General features: G+C 48.9%; 22 protein-coding genes. 1 reads left to right on the top strand and 21 read right to left on the bottom strand.

What is annotated here, in order from left to right; translation table 11 throughout:
- Nucleotides 1–14 precede the first annotated feature (14 nt).
- From IPP66_10505 to IPP66_10425, 17 genes are all read right to left on the bottom strand, one after another.
- Complete coding sequence (locus tag IPP66_10505) at nt 15–1,010, bottom strand: D-cysteine desulfhydrase family protein (protein MBK9925712.1); 996 nt, start codon at nt 1,008–1,010, stop codon at nt 15–17.
- Between the two features lie 158 nt (nt 1,011–1,168).
- Complete coding sequence (locus IPP66_10500) at nt 1,169–2,335, bottom strand: peptidoglycan bridge formation glycyltransferase FemA/FemB family protein (GenBank protein ID MBK9925711.1); 1,167 nt, start codon at nt 2,333–2,335, stop codon at nt 1,169–1,171.
- Between the two features lie 6 nt (nt 2,336–2,341).
- Nucleotides 2,342–2,803 carry a DUF4279 domain-containing protein gene (locus tag IPP66_10495; GenBank protein ID MBK9925710.1) on the bottom strand — a complete coding sequence of 154 codons (462 nt, stop codon included), beginning with the start codon at nt 2,801–2,803 and terminating at the stop codon, nt 2,342–2,344.
- A gap of 62 nt (nt 2,804–2,865) precedes the next feature.
- Entirely contained in the window at nt 2,866–3,387 is a 522-nt protein-coding gene (locus IPP66_10490) for an NUDIX hydrolase (GenBank protein ID MBK9925709.1), read from the bottom strand.
- Nucleotides 3,384–4,352 (bottom strand): peptidoglycan bridge formation glycyltransferase FemA/FemB family protein, encoded by a 969-nt coding sequence (locus tag IPP66_10485; GenBank protein MBK9925708.1) that lies wholly within the window; start codon nt 4,350–4,352, stop codon nt 3,384–3,386. The genes IPP66_10490 and IPP66_10485 overlap by 4 nt, the downstream gene beginning before the upstream one ends.
- A 54-nt stretch (nt 4,353–4,406) precedes the next feature.
- A complete protein-coding gene (locus IPP66_10480) occupies nt 4,407–6,293 on the bottom strand; it encodes a polysaccharide biosynthesis protein (protein ID MBK9925707.1) in 1,887 nt (628 codons plus the stop codon).
- Nucleotides 6,294–6,314: 21 nt separating this feature from the next.
- A complete protein-coding gene (locus tag IPP66_10475) occupies nt 6,315–7,262 on the bottom strand; it encodes an SDR family NAD(P)-dependent oxidoreductase (protein ID MBK9925706.1) in 948 nt (315 codons plus the stop codon).
- On the bottom strand, nt 7,259–7,945 hold the full coding sequence (locus IPP66_10470) for a sugar transferase (GenBank protein ID MBK9925705.1): 687 nt from the start codon (nt 7,943–7,945) through the stop codon (nt 7,259–7,261). The genes IPP66_10475 and IPP66_10470 overlap by 4 nt, the downstream gene beginning before the upstream one ends.
- A 5-nt stretch (nt 7,946–7,950) precedes the next feature.
- Complete coding sequence (locus IPP66_10465) at nt 7,951–8,727, bottom strand: hypothetical protein (protein ID MBK9925704.1); 777 nt, start codon at nt 8,725–8,727, stop codon at nt 7,951–7,953.
- Complete coding sequence (locus IPP66_10460; protein ID MBK9925703.1) at nt 8,720–9,721, bottom strand: glycosyltransferase family 2 protein; 1,002 nt, start codon at nt 9,719–9,721, stop codon at nt 8,720–8,722. The genes IPP66_10465 and IPP66_10460 overlap by 8 nt, the downstream gene beginning before the upstream one ends.
- 52 nt (nt 9,722–9,773) lie before the next feature.
- Complete coding sequence (locus IPP66_10455; protein MBK9925702.1) at nt 9,774–11,156, bottom strand: HAMP domain-containing protein; 1,383 nt, start codon at nt 11,154–11,156, stop codon at nt 9,774–9,776.
- Nucleotides 11,157–11,178: 22 nt separating this feature from the next.
- The gene (locus IPP66_10450) at nt 11,179–12,105 is read right to left on the bottom strand and encodes a hypothetical protein (GenBank protein MBK9925701.1); all 927 of its coding nucleotides are present in this window, start codon (nt 12,103–12,105) and stop codon (nt 11,179–11,181) included.
- Nucleotides 12,105–12,788: a response regulator transcription factor gene (locus IPP66_10445; protein ID MBK9925700.1), complete on the bottom strand. Its 684-nt coding sequence runs from the start codon at nt 12,786–12,788 to the stop codon at nt 12,105–12,107. Before IPP66_10445 ends, IPP66_10450 begins: the two co-directional genes overlap by 1 nt.
- A 37-nt stretch (nt 12,789–12,825) precedes the next feature.
- Nucleotides 12,826–13,236, bottom strand: a complete 411-nt coding sequence (locus tag IPP66_10440; protein ID MBK9925699.1) for a RidA family protein — start codon at nt 13,234–13,236, stop codon at nt 12,826–12,828.
- Nucleotides 13,237–13,396: 160 nt separating this feature from the next.
- The gene (locus tag IPP66_10435) at nt 13,397–13,945 is read right to left on the bottom strand and encodes a hypothetical protein (GenBank protein MBK9925698.1); all 549 of its coding nucleotides are present in this window, start codon (nt 13,943–13,945) and stop codon (nt 13,397–13,399) included.
- A 297-nt stretch (nt 13,946–14,242) separates the two neighbouring features.
- A complete protein-coding gene (locus IPP66_10430) occupies nt 14,243–14,962 on the bottom strand; it encodes a hypothetical protein (GenBank protein ID MBK9925697.1) in 720 nt (239 codons plus the stop codon).
- A 172-nt stretch (nt 14,963–15,134) separates the two neighbouring features.
- Nucleotides 15,135–15,614: a hypothetical protein gene (locus IPP66_10425; protein ID MBK9925696.1), complete on the bottom strand. Its 480-nt coding sequence runs from the start codon at nt 15,612–15,614 to the stop codon at nt 15,135–15,137.
- A gap of 501 nt (nt 15,615–16,115) precedes the next feature.
- Between IPP66_10425 and IPP66_10420 the strand changes: the two genes are divergently transcribed.
- Nucleotides 16,116–17,483, top strand: a complete 1,368-nt coding sequence (locus IPP66_10420) for a TrpB-like pyridoxal phosphate-dependent enzyme (GenBank protein MBK9925695.1) — start codon at nt 16,116–16,118, stop codon at nt 17,481–17,483.
- An 83-nt stretch (nt 17,484–17,566) separates the two neighbouring features.
- Here the strand turns inward: IPP66_10420 and IPP66_10415 are convergent, their stop codons facing one another.
- The 4 genes from IPP66_10415 to gyrB all read right to left on the bottom strand — a co-directional run bounded on the left by IPP66_10415 (nt 17,567) and on the right by gyrB (nt 25,564).
- Entirely contained in the window at nt 17,567–18,256 is a 690-nt protein-coding gene (locus IPP66_10415) for a hypothetical protein (GenBank protein ID MBK9925694.1), read from the bottom strand.
- 103 nt (nt 18,257–18,359) lie between these two features.
- Nucleotides 18,360–19,514 carry an FIST C-terminal domain-containing protein gene (locus tag IPP66_10410; protein ID MBK9925693.1) on the bottom strand — a complete coding sequence of 385 codons (1,155 nt, stop codon included), beginning with the start codon at nt 19,512–19,514 and terminating at the stop codon, nt 18,360–18,362.
- Between the two features lie 4 nt (nt 19,515–19,518).
- Nucleotides 19,519–23,502, bottom strand: coding sequence for a GAF domain-containing protein (locus IPP66_10405; protein ID MBK9925692.1), 3,984 nt, complete (start codon nt 23,500–23,502; stop codon nt 19,519–19,521).
- A gap of 130 nt (nt 23,503–23,632) precedes the next feature.
- A complete protein-coding gene (gyrB, locus tag IPP66_10400) occupies nt 23,633–25,564 on the bottom strand; it encodes a DNA topoisomerase (ATP-hydrolyzing) subunit B (GenBank protein ID MBK9925691.1) in 1,932 nt (643 codons plus the stop codon).
- Nucleotides 25,565–25,571: the final 7 nt, after the last annotated feature.

Here is a 25,571-nt window from a genome sequence, read left to right as displayed (position 1 = left end):
CCCGTCCTTTTGATTTAAATCTTGTTTGCGTATTTATCCGCAAACAATGCAGGCTGTCCGCCTGTGTGCCAGAATAGCACCGTCTCATCCTTCTTGAAAAATCCCTTGCGGATCAGATCGATCATCCCCGCCGCAGCGCGCCCCGTGTAGACTGGGTCAAGTAGAAGACCTTCATACTTTGCAAACAGATTGACCGCTTCGCGCTCCGCGTCGGTCAACACGCCGTAACCTGCTCCACAATAATCGGCATTTGCCAACACATCGGCCTGAGTAAACTCAATCCGCTCCCCCAGCCTTTCACTCGCTGACGAGGCCAACGCTGACACATTCTTTTTCAACCACTCTTCCGATTCATCAATGCTGATTCCCAACACATTGCCCTTGAATCCAAACAGGCGCTGACCTAATACCAATCCCGCATGTGTCCCACCGGAGGATGTGCCGAAGACAATCCAGTCGGGTTCAGAACTCCGAGTTTTTGAAAAACTCGGAGTTCTCGTTTGCTCCATCAACTCTTCCATCGCAAACGCATATCCCAACGCCCCAGTCGAACTCGATCCGCCATACGGGACGAGGTACGGCTTCTTCCCCTCCGCAACAGCGTTATCAAAAGTCTCTTGCAAGATTCGATCTCTATCCTTGCGATCAGGCACGGCGATAACCTTCGCGCCAAATAAAGTATCAAGCAACAGATTCGCGGACGGTTGAGCTGGCAAATCCCCTGTCAACACGAGCGTGCATTCAAATCCATACCGCGCCGCCGCCGCCGCAGTCTGACGACAATGATTCGATTGCATCGCTCCGCCAGAGATCAACATCGTCGCGCCTTGTTCTTGTGCTTCTGCAATCAGAAACTCCAGTTTGCGAGTCTTGTTGCCACCAAAGGCGAGTCCCGTTTGGTCGTCGCGTTTGACGAGGATTCGAGGTCCGCCCAGGGCTTTGGTCAAACGTGGCAATTCTTCAATTGGAGTTGGGAGATGGGCAAAATGGAGGCGGGAGATTTTATTCATGTTATCTCTTTTCAAATATGCTCAGGTGGTTGAGTAGCCCGAAGCGATAGCGAAGGGCGTACCGAAACCACCACTAAGCAAAACAATTTCAGTTACTTGATGGTTTCGATACGCTCGCAACAACCGCTCGCTACTCAACCATCGGGGTATTCAAGAAACTACGCCCCTAAATTCTGTTTTGTCTTCGCTTTTCCATGCGAACGCATTACATCCAACACACGTGGAATGACTTCCGAATACATCTTATACCAAAGCGGGCTGGGTGCAAAATCATACGCGCCGAGTGTACGAACGACCTTTCCACCAAGTCCCTCTTTGAAGCGATAGACTCCCCACATCGAGTCACTTTCATCGAACACTTCAGGCGCACCCCACAGATCATAAGCAGTGCATCCCTTTGCCTTCGCACGCTTCATCGCTTCCCATTGTAAAAGGTAGGTTGGCATCTTCTCACGGTGCACATTGCGCGACATGCCGTACACATAATACGCACGCCTAGCAAAGTAAAAGACGAAGATCGCCGCGACAGGTTCACCGTCCACTTCGGCGATCAATGGTTCGGCCAACGGTATTGACGATTGACGATTGACGATTGACGATTGACCGCCCGTCATGAATAGTTCCCACACGGTTTTGTAGTACCCCTCATCACGGATCACAAAGCCATCGCGCACAGATGTCTCCGCATACATCTTGTAAAGCATGGGCAAATCTACCAGCGTGCCTACGCGCAAAGCAACACTTTTCTTTTCAGCGAGACGGATGTTGTAACGAGTCTTCTGCTTCATCCGCGCAAGCATTTCTTCTTCAGTTGGATTCAAGTCAATGAGGACTGTATTCCTGAACTGGATCTGATCCGATGAATATTCCCACCCTCTCCGCTTCAACTCGGACATCACAGCCTGCCCATTGTTTTCTGGAGCATCTTCCTCGCTGGCAGGGACTCCCGTTCCCAGCACAACATCGGGGTCCACTTTCAGAAAGATCGCTCCCTGTTTCTTCGCAAAGGACTGCAGGTCATCGAGCACACGAGTCCGCACGGATTCATTCGTCCAATCGAGGAGAGGCCCTTTAGGAGAATATAGAACCGAGAGACGTGCGGCGAATCCGTTGCGGAGGATTTGGCGTTTGAGGATGAGTATGGCGGCGAGGTAGTTATCAGTAAGCAGTGAACAGTCATCAGTTACTGAAAACTTATCTTCCGTCCACACCGCATAAAGCGGCTCCCACCCATACTTCGCCTTCACCTGCCCCCATTCGTAGGTTTGGAGAAAGTGTGGATTGGGTAGATTGGAGATTAGAGAATTCCAATTTGAAACAGTCATAAAATCTCAATGATCACAGTGAATATCAAACCAAATTTTTACATTCAACTTAGCAAGACGTAAAAGAAGCTCAGGCTCTATTTCCATGCTAATTCGCCCATCAGGCATAATCCAAAAACAACTTACACGAGCATCAACATTCTTATTTGCAAGAATTTCTTTGAGCTCTTCTTCAACCGGTGTAAGCACGCCAAGCAACCATTCAAAATGCGGTTGTGGATTGTTGGATGAAAATCCTTTATTGTCCGAATCTATACTCCAACAGCCATGTTGCCATAACTGTTGTTGCTCATCAGTGTTTGCCTTTACATCACCACGTTTAAAAGAGAGTGTTGGCTTTACACCTAGCCTTGCCGTAAGATCATCGGAATTTAAATCTTTCCCAGTGATAGTAAAACTGACATATAAACGCCCATTAGAGTTTTTGGCTTGTCCGTTTGTTGCTTGGTCATACTGAGTATCACTCATTTGAACAAAAATCTCCTTAATCACAGGCTACATACTTGGTATAAAGCCAATACAAAAGCGGATTATAGACTCGGTCCATGGCTTGTGCCATGCATTCCTAATTTCCACTCAGCAATAATTTTATCGTGCCCACCCTTTGTCAGGTATGCAGGGATTTCATCAGGGGCAAAATATCCAGCAGAAGTTGCTTCGTTGTTTATATTCATTATCCCTGAAATTTTGGTTGCCTTATAAACAAAGGCAACACCGTTACCACGAGGGTCATCGTCAAAGTAGTAGGTTTTAACCAGATCGCCAAGTTCCACATCCAACCCTGTTTCTTCAAGAACTTCCCGCTTTGCCGCATCTCTCGGGTCTTCATCTGCTTCGACATAACCAGCAGGGATCATCCAACTACCAAGCCAGGGTTCATGAGCACGCTGCAATAACAACAATTTGTTATCTTGTTCGATAATGACAGCCGCGCCCACTTTTAGTTGAAGGTAATGCACCCATCCACATTTGGGACAAACTTCGCGCTCACGATGGTCAACATGGCGCAGTTCAAGTTCACTTCCACATTGATAACAGTAATGAGTTGTCATTCACGGTTTCCCATAAACTTCAAATACGCCCAATACAATAACGGATTATAGACTCGGTCCATGGCTTGCGCGGCACGTTTGAGTTCACCGCCAAATCCACGTTTGAAACGATAGACACCCCATAAGCCATCGTGGCAGGACTCGAAGTTGGCTTCGAGTGTAGCTTCGTCTTCATCAGGGACGCCCCAGAGATCATACTCTTCACAACCATGAGCCTTTGCCCATTTCATCGCTTCCCATTGCAAGAGGTAAGTCGGCATGCGGTTGCGTTCTTCGTCTGTGGATGCGCCGTAGAGGTAGTAGGCGCGACGTCCATTGCGAGCGACAAATAAGGCGGCGAGTGGCTTGCCTTCGTATTCAGCCACCAGGATTTCGCCCAAACCTTTGGGTTGGAGAAGTTCATACGCTCGCTTGTAATATTCCAGCGAATGGATTCCAAACCCGTCACGCCCGCCTGTGACTGTCATCATCTTGTGAAAGGACTCGATGTCGTTCGAGGCGCGGACAATCACTTCTTTTTTCTCGGCGAGGCGGATGTTGTAGCGAGTCTTTTGTTTCATTTTCGCCAGTATCTCATCTTCATTTCCTCGAATATCTATGATGATGGTGCGAGGCGGTTGAATATTATGAGGCGAAGTTGCAAGTTTCAAGTTCCAAGTTTCAGGTTTTTCGCCTGTCCAAAAATCGGGTTCGAGTTTGAGAAAGATAGCGCGGTTTTGTTTGCAGACTTGGTCAATTTCAGGCAAAAGAGATTGGTCAAAGTTTGCTTTAGGGATATAGCCCACAGTAAACCCCAAAGGTAATTTGCGAAAGAGAATTTGTACGCCAAAGTTGCTAGTTGCAACCCGAACTGGTTTCCACCCAAACGCAGACTTCAACTCGCCCCACTCCCCTGTTTGGAGGAGGTGGGCGTTGGGGTGTTGAGAGATGAAGTGGTTCCAGTCGGTGAGGGAGATGATAGGCATGATTGTGTTTAAAGTTTAGCAGGTAGAAACGTTCAAACCTGTAAACGTGGCAACTTAGATCATTGATGTTATATCAGGTTGCGGCGTTTCACGGATGGAAGAGCCAGGGACGAGTTCATCCAACAACTTGATGATAGCTTCAGTATCGTTGGAATGGCTGAGGCGAGAGAAATGTTCAATGGTCTGAATCAGGTTTGGGCTTAGGGATGAAGCGTCGTTATCGAGGCGGGAGATATCGGGGTGAAGAGTCGGTTTGAGAGGCGTATCTTCGTCCCACAGTTCTTCCGTCAATTTTTCTCCGGGACGAATGCCCGTGTAGGCAATGGCGATGTCGCGATGAGGCTCGAGACCAGAGAGTCGAATGAGGTCTTCGGCAAGATCAAGAATGCGGACAGGCTCGCCCATATTGAGGACAAATGTTTCGCCGCCCTGCTCCATGGATGCGGCTTGGAGAACGAGATAGACCGCTTCAGGGATGGTCATGAAAAAACGATACATATCGGGATGCGTGATGGTGACGGGGCCGCCGTTGGCAATCTGATTTTTAAATTTGGGAATGATACTGCCACGACTTCCAAGAACATTACCAAAGCGAACAACAGTAAACGCATGTTGCGTAACGCTCGCAGTGTGTATAACGATCATTTCGGCGAGACGTTTGGTTGCGCCATAGATGCTCGAAGGGCGAACAGCTTTATCTGTGGAGATGAGAACGAAACGTTCGACGTTATGCGTAATGGACACCTGTGTGAGGTTATGTGTACCGAGGATGTTGTTCGTGACCGCTTCAACAATGTTTGCTTCCATAAGCGGAACATGCTTGTGTGCGGCGGTGTGAAAAACAATTTGCGGTTGATACTGTGCAAAGATTGGCACAAGGCGTTCTTGATTGCGAATATCGGCGATAACGGGATAAATGGCGAGATCGGGATAATCGTTTTGCAATTCGAGGAGAATCTCAAAGATGCTGTTCTCTCCATGACCGAGGAGCACAAGTTCGGCTGGATTGCGACGCACGATCTGACGACAGAGTTCGCTTCCAATAGAGCCACCCGCACCTGTGACAAGAACGCGTTTGCCTTCGAGAGCGGCGCCTACCGCATCATCATTGACACGAATAGGTTCACGGCGCAAGAGGTCAGTGATGTCGACTTCGCGGAGGCGGGAGACATTGACCCTGCCACCGATAAGTTCGTAGATGCCAGGCATCGTGCGAGAGGGAATTCCCTTGAGGCGGCAAACGTCATTGACCATGCGGACAAGTTGTCCTGGAGCGGAGGGAATGGCGATGATCACTTCTTCGATGTTATGTTGGTCGATGGCATTGGCAAGGTCTTTCACCCTGCCAATTACGGTCACACCATGGATCGAATGTTTTTGCTTAGCGGAGTCATCATCGAGGAAGCCAACAGGGATCAGATTCAGTTGAGATGATTTTTGCAGTTCACGTACAACCAACGCACCCGCGTCCCCTGCACCAATGATGATGGCGCGCTTGGTCTTTCCGTTTGTGCGTGAGGTCGTGGATTGTTCAGCAAGAATACGAAGCGCAAAACGAGAACCGCCAATGAGAACAAGCGAGAGGAGCCAGTCGATGCCTAGAGCAGAGCGAGGCATACCAGGGTACACATTACCTGTTACATACAAAACTGCCATGACGCCTGAAGTCAATACAGACGCAGTCGTTACCGCAACAGTAATCAAACGTAGTTCACCCGTGCTGGCATAGATCCATAAGCGGCGATATAAACCAAATGAAAAATACGTGGGGATTTTGATCGCGAGCGCCACTACGCACATCAACATGGCGGCGGGGAAATAAAATGGTAACTCGCCCACGTCGAGCCGCAACGCAAAACTTCCCAACACCGAAATGATGATGAGAGCTATATCTCCGAAGAGGACAAAGCGATTACGAACATGGGAGCGAGGACGGGACATGAAATAATAAAAGGCTGAAAATTAGTTATTACGCATCCATTCAACGACTTCTCTTAAACCGTCGGCCAATGAAACCTGCGCTTCAAAGCCCATCACAACTTTTGCTTTTTGCGGGCTTCCGATAGAACGATAAAGGTCTCCTGCACGAGGCGGAGCAAATTCATGTTTCGGCGCATTTGGGAACATGGTATACAAAACATCGAGCAGGTCAAGCAGGCGGGTTTCAATGCCCGTGCAAACGTTGAAAACTTTTCCCGCTGCATCAGGATGTTCAGAAGCAAACAAGTTGGCACGCACCACGTCACGCACATTGATGAGGTCACGGGTTTGTCCGCCATCGCCATAGATCGTGATCGGTTTGCCGTCCAGTAATCGGCGTGCAAATATCGGCACAGCGGCGGCGTACATTGAGTCAGGTCGCTGGCGTGGACCATATACGTTGAAGTATCGCAATGCGACCACTTCGAAGTCAAACTCTTTCGTGAACAAGTCAGCATACATTTCATTGACCCGCTTCGATACAGCATAAGGGGATTTTTGCTGAAGTTCTGCATCTTCAATTGAGGGGAGTGCGTCTGAATCTCCATAGACTGCTGCACTAGACGCAACTACTGCACGCCTGACACCTGCTTTACGAGCCGCATTGAACAACAATGACGTGCCCGTGATATTCACATCAAAACATTCCTGCGGTTCTTCCATGGATTGCGCGACAGAGACAAAAGCCGCTTCATGGAACAAGATGTCGACGCCCGAAACAGCCGCTTTCACGTCTGAAGCGTTCCGCACGTCTCCTTCTTGAATTTCGAGTTGATCCCGTCCGAATTGCTGGGTCAACGCTTCGATATTTTCGCGTTTGCCGGTGCTGAAGTTATCCAATATACGAACAGATGTGCCCTGCTCAAGCAAGGCGCTGACAATATGCGACCCAATAAAGCCCGCACCACCAGTAACAAGATATTTCATCATCTACCTGTTCTCCGTAAAACAGTGCTTATCGTTCGTAAAATGATTTGGAAATCCATCGAGATGGTGCGGTGTTTGATGTAATACAAGTCATATTCAAGCTTGATAGATGTTTCGGTAACACTGGCAACATAGCCATAATTGATCTGCGCCCATCCCGTAAGACCAGGTTTGACAAGTAAACGTGCTCTGTAAAAAGGAACCTGTTTCTGATACTCTTCAACCAATTCAGGCACCTCGGCACGCGGACCAACAAGGCTCATATCTCCACGAAGTACATTCCAAAATTGGGGAAGTTCATCGAGACGCGCCTTTCGTATAAAGTTACCCACACGAGTGATACGAGGGTCATTCTCCAACGTTCTACGAATATCACCATATGAATCGGTGTTTTTACGCATACTACGAAATTTGTAGATAGTGAATGTTGAACGTCCACGGCCTAACCGGGGTTGCGAGTAGAAAATGGGCAAACCAGAGTCGAAATAAATAGCCAACCCCAAAAATGGAGTGGCAATCAATAAAATTAAAAGTCCAACAATTCCGCCAACAATATCGATCAACCGTTTGAACAGTTCATAGAAACCACTTACAGGCAACCCATCCACAAAGGAACGGATGATCCAATCCGATTCCAAATGATGGATCGGAACGCGACTCGTCATCTCTTCATAAAGGATGGGCATACGGGTCACATCCACACCTTTTCCTGAGCATCCAAAATGGTCTGAAAAGTTGCGCCTCGAATTTCCCCATTAATCGCAACGACAAGGTCAGAAATGCGGTATGCATCGATCAACTCAAGCAAATTATCACTTCCCCCAAGAACAGGAAGCCCATAAAACTTTTTTCCCACTTTTTGGGCATCATCATCTATAAAGCCAATGATATTAAACGACCTTGTCCCTACAGACTGATATAGTTCGGCCAGAACCTGGCCTGCCTTCCCAGCACCAATCAAGAGAATACGGCGTAGTTGTCCCGTCCGCTTGTAGATGCGGATGAAAATCATGCGCCAGCCAAGGGTCAAAAGGGAAGCGAAAAGAAGAAAAGCACCTACCCCGATACGAGGAAGGTTGGTTGGTTCCTGACGTATGATAAAGACTAACGAATAACCGACCAAACCTAACAACGCAGCGATGGCAATCCCACGTGTTGTTTTACGCCCGCTCCCCGCTACATGAGGTTCATACAACTCCACAAGCAGGATCATCCAAAGAATCGGGAGTAGGTAGAACCAAAAAGGGACTTCGATATTCGTACGCAATTCTGCCAGCAACTGAGCGCGATGAAGAGAAAAGCCCTCCGCAACAAGATCAGAGATGCCTATGTATAGGTTATAACGTCTCCATGTTTCCAATGCAGCAAACATAGAGACAATGGCCATAGCCAGATCGCCAAATAAAAGGATCGTACGATGCTCGCTCGGACGTAATCGCAACGGTGTAGTACGTAGATTATCAGCCATTTAACTTATCATCCAAATTAAAAATACTCCACAAGAACCCAGCACCCCATGTGATATGCATGACGGGGATCGTCAGCGGAAGTCCGATAATCAAATAGGGATTCGCCAAACGAACGGCTTTATCGAATCCGGCAAGTAAAAAAATTGAAAAATAAATAGCCAGCTCTGCGATCAGTACAATCCCAACAACTGGAATAAAAGTGGAAGCCAAGGCCAAAACCAACAAGCTCAAGACGAACAACGGAGGCAGAGCCTGCCTCCATCTTAAAGTATCGGGATATCGCCGAAGCATTCGCCACTTCCAAAATCCATAACGCCAGTACTGGCGTGCAAGTTCCAGAAGTGTGGAACGTGCATAATAAACCGAGCGTATGGACGGATCGAGCCAGATTTTACCACCCGCTTTTCGTATGCGAGCGTTGAATTCATAATCTTCATTTGTAAGCAGGGACTCGTCGAACAAACCCACACGTTCGATCAAAGAACGCTTGAACGAGCCAAACGGGACCGTGTCCACTTCTGCGGCTTGCGTAGCATGGCGATATAACGCATCCCCCACCCCAAGCGGATGTGAGGCCGCAACTGCAATGGATTTAGCGATCCACGTATCTGTACCGGGATGGATCTCCCATACACCACCAACATTATCTCCTCGCCCAGCTTCGATTGCGCTTACACAATTCGCGACATAATCAGGATAAGGCTTGGAATGAGCATCGAGGCGGACAATAATATCGCCACGCGAAGATTCAATAGCGCGGTTCACAGCCGAAGGGATGGAACGAAGCGTATTGTCCACCACGCGAACATTCAAATCAGGGAACACTTTTTGAAACGCAGTAATCGCATCGCGCGTTCCATCCGAAGACATGCCATCAGCAATCACGACTTCCATTTCGGCGCGCGGAAAAGTCTGCTCGCGCAGAGCTGTCAGCAACAAACGAATGGTCGATTGCTCGTTATAACAGGGAATGATGACGGAAACTTTTGGCATAATACGAACTACGGACTACTAATGATAATGCGTAATTCGTAATCCGTGAAAATTATTTTTGCGTAGCAACAAGCGGCAGGTGGATCGTGAAAGTAGTTCCGAGCCCTACCTGACTGCGGACGCCAATTTTACCACCATGCGCTTCAACGATCTCTTTGACTATCGCAAGCCCAAGGCCAGCCCCATGCGCCATACCGCCCGCTCTGGACGGGTCAACTTGATAGAAACGATCAAAAAGACGAGACAACGCTTCATTCGGGACGCCGAGGCCTGTATCAGCAACCGACAGTTCCATCTCAGCCCCAACTTTTTTCGCAGACAGAGTCACCTGCCCCCCAGCGGGCGTGAATTTCAAAGCGTTGTCAACGAGATTCGTAAAGACTTGTGAGAGACGATCGCCATCACCAATCACAGACGGTAGATTTGGCGGGACTTGTAATTGCAATGTCACATTTGCTTTCTCGGCTTGTGGCGTGAATTTCACAACCATATTTTCCAATAAAGCTTTCATATCTACATCTGTCATCGTCAAGTCAGCAGTACCAGCTTCAAGGCGGGCAAGATCAAGAAGATTGAGCGCCATACGATGCATACGACCTGACTCATCATAGATGATCTGCGCGGCCTGCTTGCGTGCTTCGGGTGTATCCGCCGTATTATCAAGGATCGCCTGTGCAAATCCCTGAATGGATGTAAGCGGGGTCTTCAACTCGTGCGAGACGTTTGCAACAAACTCTCTCTGCGAACGCTGACTACTTTGCACCCTCGCGATCATGGAATTGAATGCCCTCGTCAAGTCCTGTACCTCATGCGGACCGCTCGGCTTGATACGTTTGATTTCATCATTCCCTTGCGGGTATTTGCGTGCGGCAAGTACAACCTGTTGGAGTGGGTCTGCCACCCAGCGAGAAAGCGCAAAGGCAAGGATCAACGAAAGCGAGAGCGCGACAACACCCGCTTCAAGGATCGGGAGAAAAAACTCGTCGGCAAAAATATTCAGTACCGCCGCACGCGGACGTGGCGCCGTCACAACCAGTATTTGTCCATTTTGCAGGCGGCTGAAAGTATAGAGCCACACATCGCCCTTTGTATCCAGGGCGGCTTGTGAATTTCTGTTGAGTAGGTTTTTACGAGGAAACGGAATCTGAGGCTTTTCGGGGTTTGTATCCGTCACAACTTCGCGGGTCTTGTCGAAAACAAGCAAACGGACATTATATGTCTTTGAGAGAGTCGAAAGTGCAACGGGATCATTGACTAACTGTTTCGGGTTTTCAAGCACAAGATTCTTAACCGTATTCAATTGTTGCTGGGTCTGACGTGAAAGGACAGGATTACGAAGAAGATACACCAACAAAACCACAGCCACAATGCCAAGAGCCGTGGTGACGATAAATGCATAACTTAACCAAAGACGAGAACGAAGGGATGTAAACATGACTCAAAAGGTGACGATCCCTTTAGATGCGACCATCACCTGCAATAGTTCTTTTATAAATCACAAGCTGACTGTGTAACTTCGTCAACAAGCCATACAACTCATCAACTTCATTGTCAGCCAACACAGACCAGGGACGATAGAAATATTCATCGGTCAACTTGTCGACCTCTTCGCGGATTTCCCTGCCCTTGGGAGTAATACGATAGGCGTCTTGTACATCCGCAGGCTCAGCCCAACCAAGTTCAACAGTTGCCGCAATTGCCACTTCATAATCTTCCGTTCCGTAGCCACGGAAAGTCATTGACCCAGCCATCTGTTTTGCAGTGACAGCGTTTCCCCTTGCGATATAACCAAGCACACTCCACACAATACCCGCCTGCCCATAATGCGGATACGCCGCAGAGAGATGAGAATCATCACGGTAGGCAAACAAATCCAGAAGAGCTTCTTTGATCTGTACGATCAATGGACTCTGCACATTCGCCACACGGAAGCGTTTAACGATGGCCCATTTTTCAGGCGGTTCAGGCGCCTCAAGATTGGCATTGACGATTTGCTTGAGCAAAGCCATGACATGCTTCAATTCATCGTCCGATATCAAATCAAAGCCTGTGAGTTGCTCGTTTCCCACGTTGATGATCTGGCGCACGGCATCCTGTGCCCTGCGTGAAACTTGATATTCTTCATCAGGCAATGGGGTGATCCAACCTTTTACATCGAAACGTGCAAAGGCCTTTTCAAACTGCTCAGGGTTCGTGAAAGGATCACGGTAGAAAAAGTTTTCAACCGAAAAAACTTCCAGACCTAATTCGCTGTAGTAGTACAGCTCTATCGGAATGTCGTTTTTTACGGCGGCATCTTCGATGCTTGGTTCAGTAATTTCCCAAAGTTCTCGAATGGTCGAATAGATCAAGGGCCAGAATCTGGCAAGTGCTTCCATGTCCATCAGGATACCACCAACTTATACCCAACGCCCGTTACAGTTTCGATCCGAACTGAACTACCTTCGATCTTCTTGCGCAGATGTGCTACGTGCACGTCCACTGTTCGTGTCTGGCCGTAGAAATCAAAGCCCCAGGCCTTTTGCAAAATTTGTTCGCGACTGAGGACGAGTCCGCGGTGTTCGGCGAAGGTGAGGAGAAGGTCAAATTCCTGAGTACGCAGGTCAAGGGTCCGATCATTGAGGCGCACTTCCCTTCGAGCAGGATCGATCGAAAGGTCACCAAGTTGTGTCGCTTTGGGCACGTCCACATCTTTTCGTTCGCCACGTCGCAAAATGGCCTTGACTCGCGCCACCAATTCACGCGGATTGAATGGTTTGGTCAGGTAATCGTCGGCACCAAGTTCGAGGCCGAGGATCTTATCGATATCTTCATCGCGGGCGGTGAGCATGAGAATGGCCGTATCGGTTTGGGATGCACGCAAACGACGACAAACTTCGAAGCCATCGAGTTTGGGAAGCATCACATCAAGCACAACCAACGCGGGATGCAGACGGTCAACCGCACTGAGGGCTGATTCGCCATCACCAACCGCTTCGGTGCGAAAGCCTTCGCGCTCCAAATACATGCGGGCAAGTTGAATAATGGACGGTTCGTCGTCTACGAGGAGGATGAGTTCGTTGGGCACGATTAGAAACCAGCAATCAGCTTTGAGCGATTAACGTTTAGTCACCATGAACGGAGGAAAGCAATGCAACACACTCGATCTCGACCAATGCGCCCTTGGGCAATTCAGCAACCGCAACCGTGGAACGTGCGGGAGGATTTTCAGGGAAGAATTCAGAATAGACCATGTTCATATTGGCAAAGTCACGCATATCGAGGATAAAGACCGTAGTCTTGACCACGAAGTTCAGACCTGAGTCTGCTGATTCCAGCACGTGTTTGAGGTTGGTCAGAACCTGTCGAGTTTGGGCTTCTACACCACCTTCAACAAGTTCCATACGGACTGGGTCGAGGCCGATTTGCCCGGCGGTAAACACAAGATTTTCTGTGCGAATGGCTTGAGAGTATGGGCCAATGGCCTTGGGAGCCTTGTCTGTAGAGACGATCTTTTTTCCTTCAGTTGTGTACATGTATGCCTCACGCTTCTGGTTTTAATGAGGCGATTGTACTTCCGTTTGCGAGTTTGTGTAAACGGATTAGACATAGCACCACGTGGCTTTACAAAATCTTAGCGTGCTTCAGCAGCATGAAGAATTAACCGTGAAGCACGCTAAGAAACTGCGAACTTAACTAGGGCGCTGTTGGTGTCTTCACAGGGCGCGGATTGGCTTCACGGAAAGCTTTGATCGCTTCGTGAAAGGCTTTGCCCGTGCCATTCATTGCATCCTTGATGGCTTTCAACTTCTCACCCATCGCCTTGACGGTTTCTTTGGCTTTTTCGGGGTCAGTCACTTTGCCATTGGCATCAAAGCCCTGATGCGAGTTGACAATGCCCTTGGCACTCTCGTAAATTGGATGGGCATTCTTAGTCGCGGCCTCGAACGCATCAAACGCAGACTGCACAGCAGAGACATCCTTGCCGTTTTCCTTGGCACGGTCGATCAATTTCTGCGCCTTTTCAAAGAATGCATCAGACCGTTCAAAGCCAGCGCCCAATTTCTGATAAGCGCCAAGTTGACGGGCCCACGCCTTCTCCAAACGCTCATTGGACACTTGTCCCTGCGGAGGCGTGGACTGGTCATTTTCCCCTGCGGCAAACACGTTGACGAACGGCAGGCTTGCTATTCCCAACGCCGCGACAAGGGCGATCAATATGGTTTTCTTGAACAATAGTTTCATCGTACATCTCCTTTTGATTAGATTACGATGTTTATTTTAGGTTGCGAGGGTTATGGGAGTATGGCAAGGATGTAAAATCTTTGTAAAATAATTTTAGAAAGAACACAACAAGGAGATTTTTTGACGCTCCTCATTATTGTCCGCTTTTTTGGATGGAAATCAAGCATAACCTGTACCCATCATTTATCGTGCAGTTCACGACTAGCTTTGTTCCGCCCGCTTATGCCTATTGAAAAACAAACAAAGTCAACAAGAGGACAATCAGGAATATTTTTTTGTATTTCATGGCATCCCCCTTTATTTGCCAGTTCTTTGAACATTGATAAAACATATCTGCTCTACTACATTATTGGGTATTTCACCAACCGGGCAACGTATCAATAATTTGGTGCCATCTGGCGACCACGCAAGATTATTCTGTGGCGCCCCACCTGCTCCGAAGAAATTATATTCAGGGAGGATTTGAATACCTTGATCAGCCATAAAATCAACGAGATACAGTTCGGTAGGAACAGAATGAATATCCTGTGATCGGGTATGTTCGACGACAAGCAGATGACGACTATCCGGCGCCCATATAAAATCATCTATAACATGTTCTCTTGACATATCTAGAGACGTAAGTATCGGCGTGTATAGTTGCCCGGATGTCGTATCTAACACCAGCAAATCCGTTGAATTAGTAAGACCAACATAGACGACCGACCTCTCAAACGCGAGATAGCGCCCATCTAGACTCCAGCGCGCTCTACTTGCCCATCCCCCCAGATCCAACTCGCAAATCTGCCCGGTATTGGTATCTAATATAAACGTATAACCGCCATTTGCCGAGCCGCCAGCGTGGCTATACAAAAAAACGAGTGACGTGCCCGGCTGCCAAACCATATCATAAGATACGGGGGTTTCATCCCTTCGACCCTTACCATAATCCCATTGTGCGGGATCAAAAGAAGGTGTTACAAATTTCTTCAATGATTTATCTAATTTGGATATTTTCTTATCCGAAAGGTACAGCATTTCGCCTCCGCCTGGCTTAACCGCAAAGAGAAGTTGCGGCAGGTCCTCTGCCAGTATCTGGGCGGAATTGGGGTCGCCATAACTAATCCATATTTGACGAGTAACTTTATACGTGCCTGCCTTTCTATTGATATCTGTAAAAGTTAGAGACGGATACACCACTGCGTTCAAATCAGGCAGCCATGACGGGGGGGGCGCCTCTGATACCGCGGAAGGCAATTATTTTTGTCTCGCCCGTCTCAGGGTTATAAAGACTTATGGATTGTTGATTAGGTTTGTCATTCCCAACATCTACGTTGCCCAGATCTTCTGTAATCAAAACTTGCTGATTATCAGGCAACCATTCGGCAAGGTTATAGGTATTGCCCTGTGGTGCAGTCAACACCACCCTTGGCTCTGAAAAAACATACTCCTCCGGTGTTGACTCTTCCGTCTTGATCTTCGCCAAAGGGAAAGCACAAGCAGGCGGCTGTTTCGGCTTTAGTGTATTAGCATCTTCTGGCACGTTTGCAATTGTCGGCAACACAGGTACCGCTGTATTAGGCATGGCAGGCGTCTTTGCCTTTGTTCTAAAAGCAAAGAACAACGGGATAATCAATATCAGCCCAATGACCAACAAGGCCACCAATACTTTACGATGTTGTTGCGACATGAAAACCTATCCTAATGTTGGTTGTTTATATTTCCCAAAACTGCAAAACAGACTGCAAAGTTCCCACACTTTTTCATTAAAAAATACACCCGCCTCAACGCCAACATTGTCAGGTTATTGGCAGGAGGCATCGCCCACATTCAAAAATATTCATCATTGACAATTATATCCCCTGCCATATAATCAGCCGAAAGGCGTAGACGAGGAAGAGTACATGTTGCACGGCGGCACAGCGAGCAGTCCGCACCAGTGAGAGCCTGCCCGAACCGACAACATCGAATGGACCTCCGAGCCGCGAAGCCGGGATGCTCCCGTTACAGAGCTAATGAGCGAGGCTGGTCTCCAGCCTAACATGGGTGGCACCACGGGCGCTGTTACGACAGCATTCGTCCCAATTGGGATGAATGTTGTTTTATTTTAAACACATCCCAGAGACTTTGATGACCTTTGCCCAATGGGCATTCGTGAACGAACAAAATTCAATTCATTAAGGAGCTCAACATGTCTGACCAAACCCGCTTTATCCTGAACGAAAGTGACCTACCCAAATTCTGGTACAACATCCATGCGGACAGCCCGGTTCCCCCCACCCCGGTCCTGCATCCTGGAACGATGGAGCCTGTCACCCCTGACTTTTTGTCAGTGCTCTTCCCGATGGACCTGATCATGCAAGAGATCAGCACAGAACGCTACATCGAGATCCCGGAAGAAGTACGCGAGATCTACAAACTCTATCGCCCCACCCCCCTGCTCCGCGCACGACGACTGGAAAAAGCATTAGGCACGCCTGCACATATCTATTACAAGAACGAAGGTGTCTCTCCGGCTGGAAGCCACAAACCCAACACAGCCATTCCGCAAGCCTTCTACAACAAGATCGCTGGCACAAAGGCTCTCACAACCGAAACCGGCGCAGGACAATGGGGGTCCGCGCTTTCACTGGCATGTAATTTCTTCGGTCTCGACCTTGAAGTATATATGGTGAAGGTTTCCTACAACAGCAAACCCTATCGCCGCATTTTCATAGAGACCTTCGGCGCACAAGTCTTCGCCAGCCCAACAGACCGTACCAACTATGGCCGCTCCGTGCTGGCCGAGGACCCCAATAGCCCAGGCTCGCTCGGTATGGCGATCTCAGAGGCTGTTGAAGTGGCAGCTACATCCAATGGCACGAAGAAGTACAGTCTCGGTTCCGTTTTGAATCACGTGCTCCTGCACCAGAGTGTGATCGGTGAAGAAGCGCTCAAACAAATGGATATGGCAAACGAATATCCCGATGTAGTCATCGGATGTGCGGGCGGCGGATCAAACTTCGCTGGTATTGCCTACCCGTTCCTGCGTGAGAATCTCAAGAATGGTAAACGCGCCCGCATCGTAGCTGTTGAACCAACCGCCACTCCGTCTTTGACAAAAGGTGTCTACACCTTCGATTATGGCGATACGGCCAAGATGGCTCCCATCGTCAAAATGCACACCCTCGGACATGACTTCATCCCACCCTCGATCCATGCAGGCGGATTGCGCTATCACGGTATGGCTCCCAGCATCTGCGCACTGTATGATGCCGGTTACATCGACGCTGTAGCTGTTAAACAGGTTGCCACATTCGAGGCGGCTGTCCAGTTTGCAAAAACAGAGGGCATCATCCCTGCGCCGGAATCTGCACATGCCATCCGCGCCGCGATCGATGAAGCACTGGACGCCAAGGAGAAGGGCGAGAATCGCGTGATCTTGTTCAACCTCTCCGGACACGGCAACTTCGATATGACTGCCTATGAATCCTATTTGGGTGGCAAGCTCGAGGATTACGAATATCCCGCCGAAGCCATCAAGACGTCATTGGCCAAATTGCCACAGGTGAACATCTAAACAAATAGTAGTTGAAAAAGAAGCCCGGCTCAATGAGTCGGGCTTTTATCTAGAAGCAAGCTTCTGGATTCCAAAATTAGTAGTTACGGTTCCCAATAGAATTGTGTGAGTGCATAGATAACAGGCTTGCCGTTGACATACTCCACACCCACGGCCCACGTATGCCAATCAAGGAAGCCATTGACTTCAGTACCAGCAAAATAGATCGAGTAGAAATCCTTTTCATAAGGCCATTCGAGGGAATACGTTGCTCCACCATGCTTCAGCTCATTACAATGTAAGGTATATGACTGGTTGAACGCTTTTACCAACTCAGGCACAACCACATCATGAAACGAACCTTTCTTTTCCATGCCGCTGGCAGGATCACTGCCCCAATCGGCCTCATAGGTTGTTTCAAAAAGGAATTGTGCCTGTTCAGGAAGATATTTAACGGCATTCCCCATGCGGAAGTAACGAACCTCCATGCCGTTTGGGCTGACTAGAGAGCTGAGTAACGTGCCATCAGCTGTCAATATGGAACGCTTCAACGAGTCGATCAATGTTACGACGGCTGGGTCTGTGCAAACACTTTGTGCAACAGTTGGAACCACAGTAGCTGTAAATGTTGGAATAGGCGTAAACGTTTGAAGAGGAACTGGAGATTGAGTTTCTGCACGGATAGGTTCCAATACAAGAGTTTGTGTGGGGGTTGGGCTCACAGGGCTGGAAAAATTGCACCCTGCGAGGGTCAATATCACGATCAATATCAAAAAACTGGCCTTGTTCGTCACTGTTATCTCCTTTGGATTACATCCAATGATTATATCGCCCGTAAAACAAAAAAATGGCAATCCTATTTTGGACTGCCATTTCAAACAACGAGCTTTACATGTATTATTTTTCAGCAAATGTGATCACAACTATATGCTGGTTCAATAGTTGCGGCACATTACCATCCTTGCCCTGAACAATCTGCCCGAGTGTGTAACCACCCGCAAGAGGAACATCCTTGCCAATGATTTCTTGAACAGCTTCAATCTCCACACCAGGATGTGACTTCAACAACATCTCCCACGCAATATCCACAAGAACTAATGTGAACACAGGTTTCTTGCCATTGAGTTGTTGGACAGCGTGTTGTGCTGCCTGTTGTGCGGCTTGCTCACAAGAGGTACGGCTACCAACGAGCAGATAAGCATCTGCACCATCACGGACCGGGGCATTCATGCGGAAACTACCATCCGCCTCCACACGAATCGGGGAACGAATGAGCATTTGATCGCCCTGCTCCACACCTAATGGATACAAACGGGCAAGATGGCTCAGCGGAGGGAAAGCCCATTCACGGGCAGGATACCCAAATAATTGTGCATAGGTTTCAGAGGCCGGGCGTCCGTCCAATGTGCGAAGCCAGAAACCGCGCGAGCGTGTCACACGAAATTGACTGCCAACCGGGTTCCAACCGTGCGCATGACCGATACCTACGGTCACTTCACCGCGCAGAATGGCCGCAGTGAGGGCCCCGGTTCCAGTCTGTGGACCAGCCAACTGGTAGGAATGACCCGTGTGCAAATCCCCAGAGGAAAGCCCACCCGCCAGCGGAATCTCAGTTGGGAGCGCAGAGCAAAGCTGGTCGGCATCGCCATTGAATCCATCGGCAAAAAGCAAGAGCGCACGAATAGCATCTTTATTTTCTGCAACCAGTTTCGATAAACGACTCCCGGCCTCACGCCCGCTTTGGGCATAACCGGGAAGCCACTGTGTTTCAGCTTGAAAATCACCGTTCAAAAATGCAACAACCACAGAGTTTGGATGAAGACCCGCGCCGGTCATGCCAATCGGGCTACTCAAACCGATCAGCGGTGTATCACCCAACAAGCTGGAGACACCACTGATAACATCACGAGCCTGATACTGATGCGACGCAATGACAAATCCAAGAGAAGGATTCGCAGACCCCAGAATATTCAAGGCATGATGCGCCGCCTGTAAACCGGCTTCGCGTCCGTTTAGCGCCTGAGCATATCCGACAGCGACACTCAAGGTCATATGATTATCCTTCTGCCACCGGCACGGTGATGTGGAAAGTGGTGCCTTGCCTGTATTCGCTTTCGAACCAGATGCGGCCGCCCTGCATTTCCACAAGGCTTTTGGTGATGTTCAAACCGAGGCCGGTGCCCGGAGCTTCGCGGGCCTTCGAGTCATCGGAGCGGAAAAATTTCTGGAAGATCTTTGCCTGGTCTTCAGTGCTGATACCAATACCATTATCTTTAACCCAAATATGCACAACTTGTTTGGCACCTTCCGGGTCCCATTGATTGGAGGCGGCTTCAGCACCCACAATGACGGCCCCACCCTCAGGCGTATATTTGTGAGCGTTGCTCACGAGGTTGGTAAGCACCTGCCCCACACGGACCGGGTCAGCCCAGACGGTAGGAATTTGCTCGGGAAGTTGGAGTTGTACGGTTTGTTTTTTATCGTCGATCTGGCGTTTGGTGGAGCGTAAGACATCATCCACAACATCTGGCACACGCACTGCTTTGTAATCAAGGCGGAGACGACCAGCTTCGATCTTGGCATTGTCATTGAGGTCAGATACAAGCACCGACATACGCTCAACGTTGGATTTGATGGTATGCAGGAAGTTGGTCTGCATATCGTTGATCTGACCTACAGAACCAGCCGCGAGCAATTCGGTATAGCCCTTGATGGAAGTCATGGGGTTTTTCAACTCATGGGCCACAAAGGATACGAAATCGCTCTTGGCAACGTTCGCGCGCTGAACTTCGGCATAGAGTTGCGCATTGTAAATAGCGATGGCGGCATTGTCACTCAAACGATTGAGAAAGGCCAAATTGGCTTGGGAGTCGGTGTTGCTTTCAAGCAGTAACAAGCCGATGACATCCGCTTCACGGCGGATGGGAATGACGATCTGTGTGTGCGCTGAAGGCAGAATCCCTTTTTCGCCTTGGGCGATCAAGGAAACTTGGCTGGGTTGCCCAGCTTCGATGGCGGCTTTGATAGTTGGCAGGTCAAGGGAGATATGTCCATCGGACACATCTGCCAAAACTTCATCGTACCCTTCCTGTGCCATGAGGCGGATCTGTTCCTGTTCCAACATGCCTACCAAACCTGCCTCGGCATTCGATTGACGCATGGCCCATTCAAGCGTAATGCGCATGGCACGGTCTACATCAAGGCTGGCATTCAACTCGCGGACGATGCGACCCATGACCTGAAGCTCTTCCACGCGGGCAGTAAGTTCCTGATCTGACGATGCAAGCAAGCGAGCATTTTCCATGGCGACCGCGGCTTGGCCAGCAAATGCGGTCAGAATGTTCTGGTCATCAACAACAAAGGGAAGGCCATCACGACGGTTAATAACTTCGATGACGCCGAGGACACGGTCTTTGATTAACATGGGAACAGCGAGTAAAGAACGCGAAATAAATCCGGTCTGTTTATCTGTTTCACCGAAACGAGCTGTTGAGTTTTGCACTTCGTTCTCGATGACCGGCATGCGTGTTTGCACCGCACGACCAACAACCCCGGTTCCAGATGGGAGACGTTGTCCGAGGAGGTTCCCAGCTACAGGTCCGATCGTGACGCGGAAGATGAGGTCGCCGGTCTGTTCATCCACAAGGAACAACGTCCCAGCTTCGCAGTTCAAGATGCTGACAGCGTTTTCCAGAATGTTATGAAGGAGGGGTTCCTGTTCAAGCGTGGAAGTCACCTGACGCGTGATCTCATTCAATGTAGCAAGTTGACGAGCACGCTGTTCGGTCTCTTGCAGAAGTCGAGCTTTGACGATGGCACCAACGGTCTGGTCTGCAACAGATTGCAGGAGGTCCAGTTGGGCACGCGTGTAGGTTACGGTTGCATCTCGGCTACCAACACTGAGCGCGCCGATGGTAATAGCGCCGGAGTTAAGTGGCACACCCATCCATGCATACACTCCCTGAGACGCTGGAGTCAAGTTTCTGGACTGGCATTCACGTGTGTAATCCTGTGTGATGATCGGGCGGCCTTTGCGAATGATCTCCTGTCCCAAACCGAGGCTGGGAGGAAGCGGTTGATTCTCAAGCGATTCGATACGCTCGCCATCATCTACACGGAAACCGTAGTAGTAATATTTCGCATCCCGGTTATAAAGCGAGATATGGAAATATGTAGAGGGAATGATCTGGGATGTTTGCGCGAAGATCAACTCCAATACATCATCGAATGTCAGCGTGACGTTCACACCTTGTGATACGCGTGACAGTGCATTCATTTCTTGTACACGTCGCTCAAGGTTGGCTACAGTCTGTACGCGCGAAATGGCAACCGAGGCTTGATCTGAAATACTTTCGAGATAATCAAGGTCTTTGGGGGTGTAGGCATCACCGGAAAGAGGCGAACCCAAGGCAAGCCAGCCAACCGGCTTATCATTACTTCGCAGGGAGACAAACAGACGCGCACCCAAAAGGGATAAACGAGCCTCGTCCGCTTTTAGCATGGAGGGAGGATTCACGCTATCGAGATATAAAGGAATTTTTTCCTTCTGAAAGTATTTGACAAGTGGGCTGGCAGAAGCGAAACGAATATCGCTGGTAGGACGCCCATCTTCACCCTGCAATGCCGTGTATTGATCATTGAGTAGATCATAAATGTAAATATGAAGCCGATCTGGCGAAAGCGTAGACATGATCTGTTGACGAAGGACATGTCCAATCGTCCCCAAGTCCGGAGCACTGGTCAACTCGTGACTGAAGATCCTGATACGGTCTTCATATGCACGTTGTCCACGGAAGAATGTTCCGTCGACCATGGCCTGCAAACGTACACGTGCCGGTTCGATCAGGATCGCAATAAGGAATACAAGTCCACCAATCAGATAGGGATTATTCGAGGGTATATCAACTGTCGTCCATATCGCTATGCCGCTGACAAACAAACCGTAAATCGCAACGACCATCACTGTCAGCAAAATATAAACCACACTCTGGCGCACCCAGTAATCGGTACGAAGGAGGCGGAAGCGAAGGACCACGTATCCATTGACGAGAGGGAAGGCGATCAAAGGGAGCAACAAATATGGATTGAACGATTTTCCTGAAATCAGGAACCATGTCACAAATGGACCAAACGCGATCAAAGAACCGATCAGAATCGTCCTTGCCTGATTCTTTACAACCGGAGACCGTGATGTTACAGCATGATAGAACAGAACGCTAAAATAGAATATTCCTGAGATCCCGACAAATCCATAAATGGCCTGCCAGGCAGGGATGTAAGCAGTCGGAAAATCAAAGTTGTACAGCGTGCTATAAGCACTGAATACCAGCACCGCACCGATGAAGTAACCAAACCATCGAACGTATGGACGCCCAACAACAACACGTGCTTCTTGAGGGAAACCCAACACAAGATCAAATAAGGAGCCACCAACAAGCGCCAATGACAATGTCCATAGATATGTAAACAGGTGAGATGTGTAAAGATCAAAAAGTGTGCCAACGGAAATGGCGAGAGATGTGGTTAATATCGAAAATGCACGCCCAGAAGGTTCTGAACGGCGAAGGCCAAAAATCCACAGACCTACAGCGAGGAACACTAAACTCAATACTTCCGGTATGTAGAAATATGCATAACGGTCTGCCGTTGAAAATTCTTGAAGTGTGATTGCGGCAGATTTATATCCGTCATCAGGCGTTCGAAGTACCACAGGAATACTCTCGTTGACACGATGGGCACTAAGAACCTTTTTTAATTCGTCCGACGTCGAAATCACGGCCCCATCTGCGGTGATCAGTTGATCGCCTACATCGAATCCCTGTTCATACATGGCCCAGCTTTTATTTTCTTCACTGGTATTGGAACCGTTCAAGACCATGGTGTGTTCAAAAAAACCGCCAATGAACGGGTTATTCAACCAGTCACTGGCGATAAATAAAGAAGAGACAATGGCCAAAACTGCGACGGCCTGATAGACCAGGACTACGCTTTGGAGTATCCTGGTTAAAACAGTTTGGGTTCGCTGGGAAAAATATAACATGTCACCACTTGATCCCGCGCAAAGTCAGCGGTTCTGAAATTTTACACTACATCCCCAATCTGTAACTATGGTACTTTCATAACAAAGAAGAAAGGCGGAACATTCCCCTTGGAGTTCCGCCTTTTCTAAACTAAATATCCAAGTTTCGGACAGCCTTCGCATGCGTTTGGATGAATTTTCGGCGGGGATCCACTGCGTCGCCCATCAACATATCAAACGTCCGGTCCGCTTCGGCCGCGTCATCTACCGTGACCAGGAGCAGGGTCCGGTTTTCTGGGTTCATGGTCGTCTCCCAAAGCTGGGTGGGGTTCATTTCACCGAGACCCTTATACCTTTGGAGCGCGGCCTTCTCCCCTACTTCCTTCACGACCTTGTCTTTCTCTTTTTCCGTGTAGGCGTACTTGACCTGATTTTTATATGCAATGCGATACAAAGGAGGCTGAGCGATATAAAGATGCCCATCTTCGATCAAGTGAGGCATATAACGGAAGAAGAATGTCAACAACAATGTGCGGATGTGACTACCGTCCACATCGGCATCGGTCATGATGATAACGCGTCCATAACGCAAGCCTTCGAGGTCAAAGTTGTCACCAATGCCCGTCCCTAAAGCAGAGATCAAAGCCTTGATTTCATTGCTGGAGAGGATTTTGTCGAGACGTGCACGTTCGGTATTCATGATCTTACCGCGCAACGGAAGGATCGCCTGAAAATGACGATCTCGTCCTTGTTTAGCCGAGCCACCTGCCGAGTCACCTTCTACGATGTAGAGCTCGGTCTTGGATGAATCACGTTCAGAGCAGTCAGCAAGTTTACCGGGCAAAGTCAACGATTCCAACGCTGACTTGCGGATCACTAGATCACGCGCCTTACGTGCCGCATCGCGCGCACGAGCAGATGTCAAACACTTGGCGATGATCGCCTTTGCCGCCTGCGGATTCTCTTCAAGGAATGTGCTAAACGCTTCGCCCACTACCTGTGTGACGTACGTCTGCACTTCCGGATTCATCAACTTAACTTTTGTCTGCGACTCAAATTGCGGTTCAGGATGTTTGACCGAGACAATGGCAGTCAGACCTTCACGCGTATCATCACCCGAGAAATTCGGGTCAGCATCTTTGAGCAAGCCATTCTTTCGGGCATAGTCATTGATCACACGAGTCAGGGAAGAACGCAAACCTGTGAGATGTGTCCCACCGTCAATCGTATTGATCGTATTCGCAAATGAATAGACAGACTCGGTATATGCGTCCGTGTATTGGATCGCGGCCTCGATTCCGATCGCTTCCATATCTTTTTCAACATGAACCACCGGGTGCAGATTCTCACGGTTACGATTCAAATAGCGAACAAAAGAAGTCAGACCGCCTTCAAAATAGAAGGTCATCTGGCGTTCAGCACGTTCATCAACAAATCGAATCGTTACACCACGTGTTACGAACGACATCTCACGGAAACGCTGAACAAGCGTGTCGAAGCGATAATCAATATCTTCAGTAAAAATTTGCTTATCGAACCGGAAGGTTTGTTTCGTGCCGGTTTCTTCTTTCGCCACTTTTCCTATTTGCTTAATGGCGCCCTGAGGCACACCACGCTTATATTTTTGTTGCCACAGCTTACCGTCACGTTTGACTTCGGTTGTCATCCACTCAGAAAGAGCGTTCACAGCACTGACGCCCACGCCGTGCAAACCACCGGAGACTTTATACCCACCACCACCGAATTTACCACCCGCGCCGATCACGGTCATGACTACATCGAGGGTTTCCATCGGTTTTCCATTCGCGTCTTTCTTGGTCGGGTGTGGTCCAACAGGGATACCACGTCCATTATCTTCGATGGTCACACTGCTATCTTCATGAATGGTGATATTGATCGCTGTGCAGACGCCTGCCAGCGCCTCGTCAATAGCATTATCTACAACCTCATAGACAAGATGATGCAAAGCCTTGATATCCGTGCCGCCCACATACATACCGGGGCGTTTACGCACATGCTCGATACCTTCAAGCGCCTGAATGGCATTGACATCATAGTTTACTGTTTGCGTTTTATCTGCCACAAAAACC

This window comes from Candidatus Defluviilinea proxima, from assembly GCA_016721115.1.
Classification (GTDB): Bacteria; Chloroflexota; Anaerolineae; order Anaerolineales; family Villigracilaceae; genus Defluviilinea; species Defluviilinea proxima.
Note: the sequence above shows the minus strand (reverse complement) of the source record. Positions and strands in the feature narration are given on the sequence as shown.

Bases quoted from the DNA above. Each gene is read 5' to 3' on its own strand.
- IPP66_10420 (MBK9925695.1), top strand. From the start codon at position 16,116: ATGTCTGACCAAACCCGCTTTATCCTGAACGAAAGTGACCTACCCAAA.
- IPP66_10495 (MBK9925710.1), bottom strand. From the start codon at position 2,803: ATGAGTGATACTCAGTATGACCAAGCAACAAACGGACAAGCCAAAAAC.
- IPP66_10410 (MBK9925693.1), bottom strand. From the start codon at position 19,514: ATGACCTTGAGTGTCGCTGTCGGATATGCTCAGGCGCTAAACGGACGC.
- IPP66_10450 (MBK9925701.1), bottom strand. From the start codon at position 12,105: ATGGACATGGAAGCACTTGCCAGATTCTGGCCCTTGATCTATTCGACC.
- IPP66_10470 (MBK9925705.1), bottom strand. From the start codon at position 7,945: ATGCCCATCCTTTATGAAGAGATGACGAGTCGCGTTCCGATCCATCAT.
- IPP66_10490 (MBK9925709.1), bottom strand. From the start codon at position 3,387: ATGACAACTCATTACTGTTATCAATGTGGAAGTGAACTTGAACTGCGC.
- IPP66_10425 (MBK9925696.1), bottom strand. From the start codon at position 15,614: ATGTCGCAACAACATCGTAAAGTATTGGTGGCCTTGTTGGTCATTGGG.
- IPP66_10480 (MBK9925707.1), bottom strand. From the start codon at position 6,293: ATGTCCCGTCCTCGCTCCCATGTTCGTAATCGCTTTGTCCTCTTCGGA.
- IPP66_10440 (MBK9925699.1), bottom strand. From the start codon at position 13,236: ATGTACACAACTGAAGGAAAAAAGATCGTCTCTACAGACAAGGCTCCC.
- IPP66_10430 (MBK9925697.1), bottom strand. From the start codon at position 14,962: ATGCTGTACCTTTCGGATAAGAAAATATCCAAATTAGATAAATCATTG.
- IPP66_10485 (MBK9925708.1), bottom strand. From the start codon at position 4,352: ATGCCTATCATCTCCCTCACCGACTGGAACCACTTCATCTCTCAACAC.
- IPP66_10505 (MBK9925712.1), bottom strand. From the start codon at position 1,010: ATGAATAAAATCTCCCGCCTCCATTTTGCCCATCTCCCAACTCCAATT.
- IPP66_10455 (MBK9925702.1), bottom strand. From the start codon at position 11,156: ATGTTTACATCCCTTCGTTCTCGTCTTTGGTTAAGTTATGCATTTATC.
- IPP66_10500 (MBK9925711.1), bottom strand. From the start codon at position 2,335: ATGACTGTTTCAAATTGGAATTCTCTAATCTCCAATCTACCCAATCCA.
- IPP66_10435 (MBK9925698.1), bottom strand. From the start codon at position 13,945: ATGAAACTATTGTTCAAGAAAACCATATTGATCGCCCTTGTCGCGGCG.
- IPP66_10405 (MBK9925692.1), bottom strand. From the start codon at position 23,502: ATGTTATATTTTTCCCAGCGAACCCAAACTGTTTTAACCAGGATACTC.
- IPP66_10465 (MBK9925704.1), bottom strand. From the start codon at position 8,727: ATGGCTGATAATCTACGTACTACACCGTTGCGATTACGTCCGAGCGAG.
- IPP66_10475 (MBK9925706.1), bottom strand. From the start codon at position 7,262: ATGATGAAATATCTTGTTACTGGTGGTGCGGGCTTTATTGGGTCGCAT.
- IPP66_10460 (MBK9925703.1), bottom strand. From the start codon at position 9,721: ATGCCAAAAGTTTCCGTCATCATTCCCTGTTATAACGAGCAATCGACC.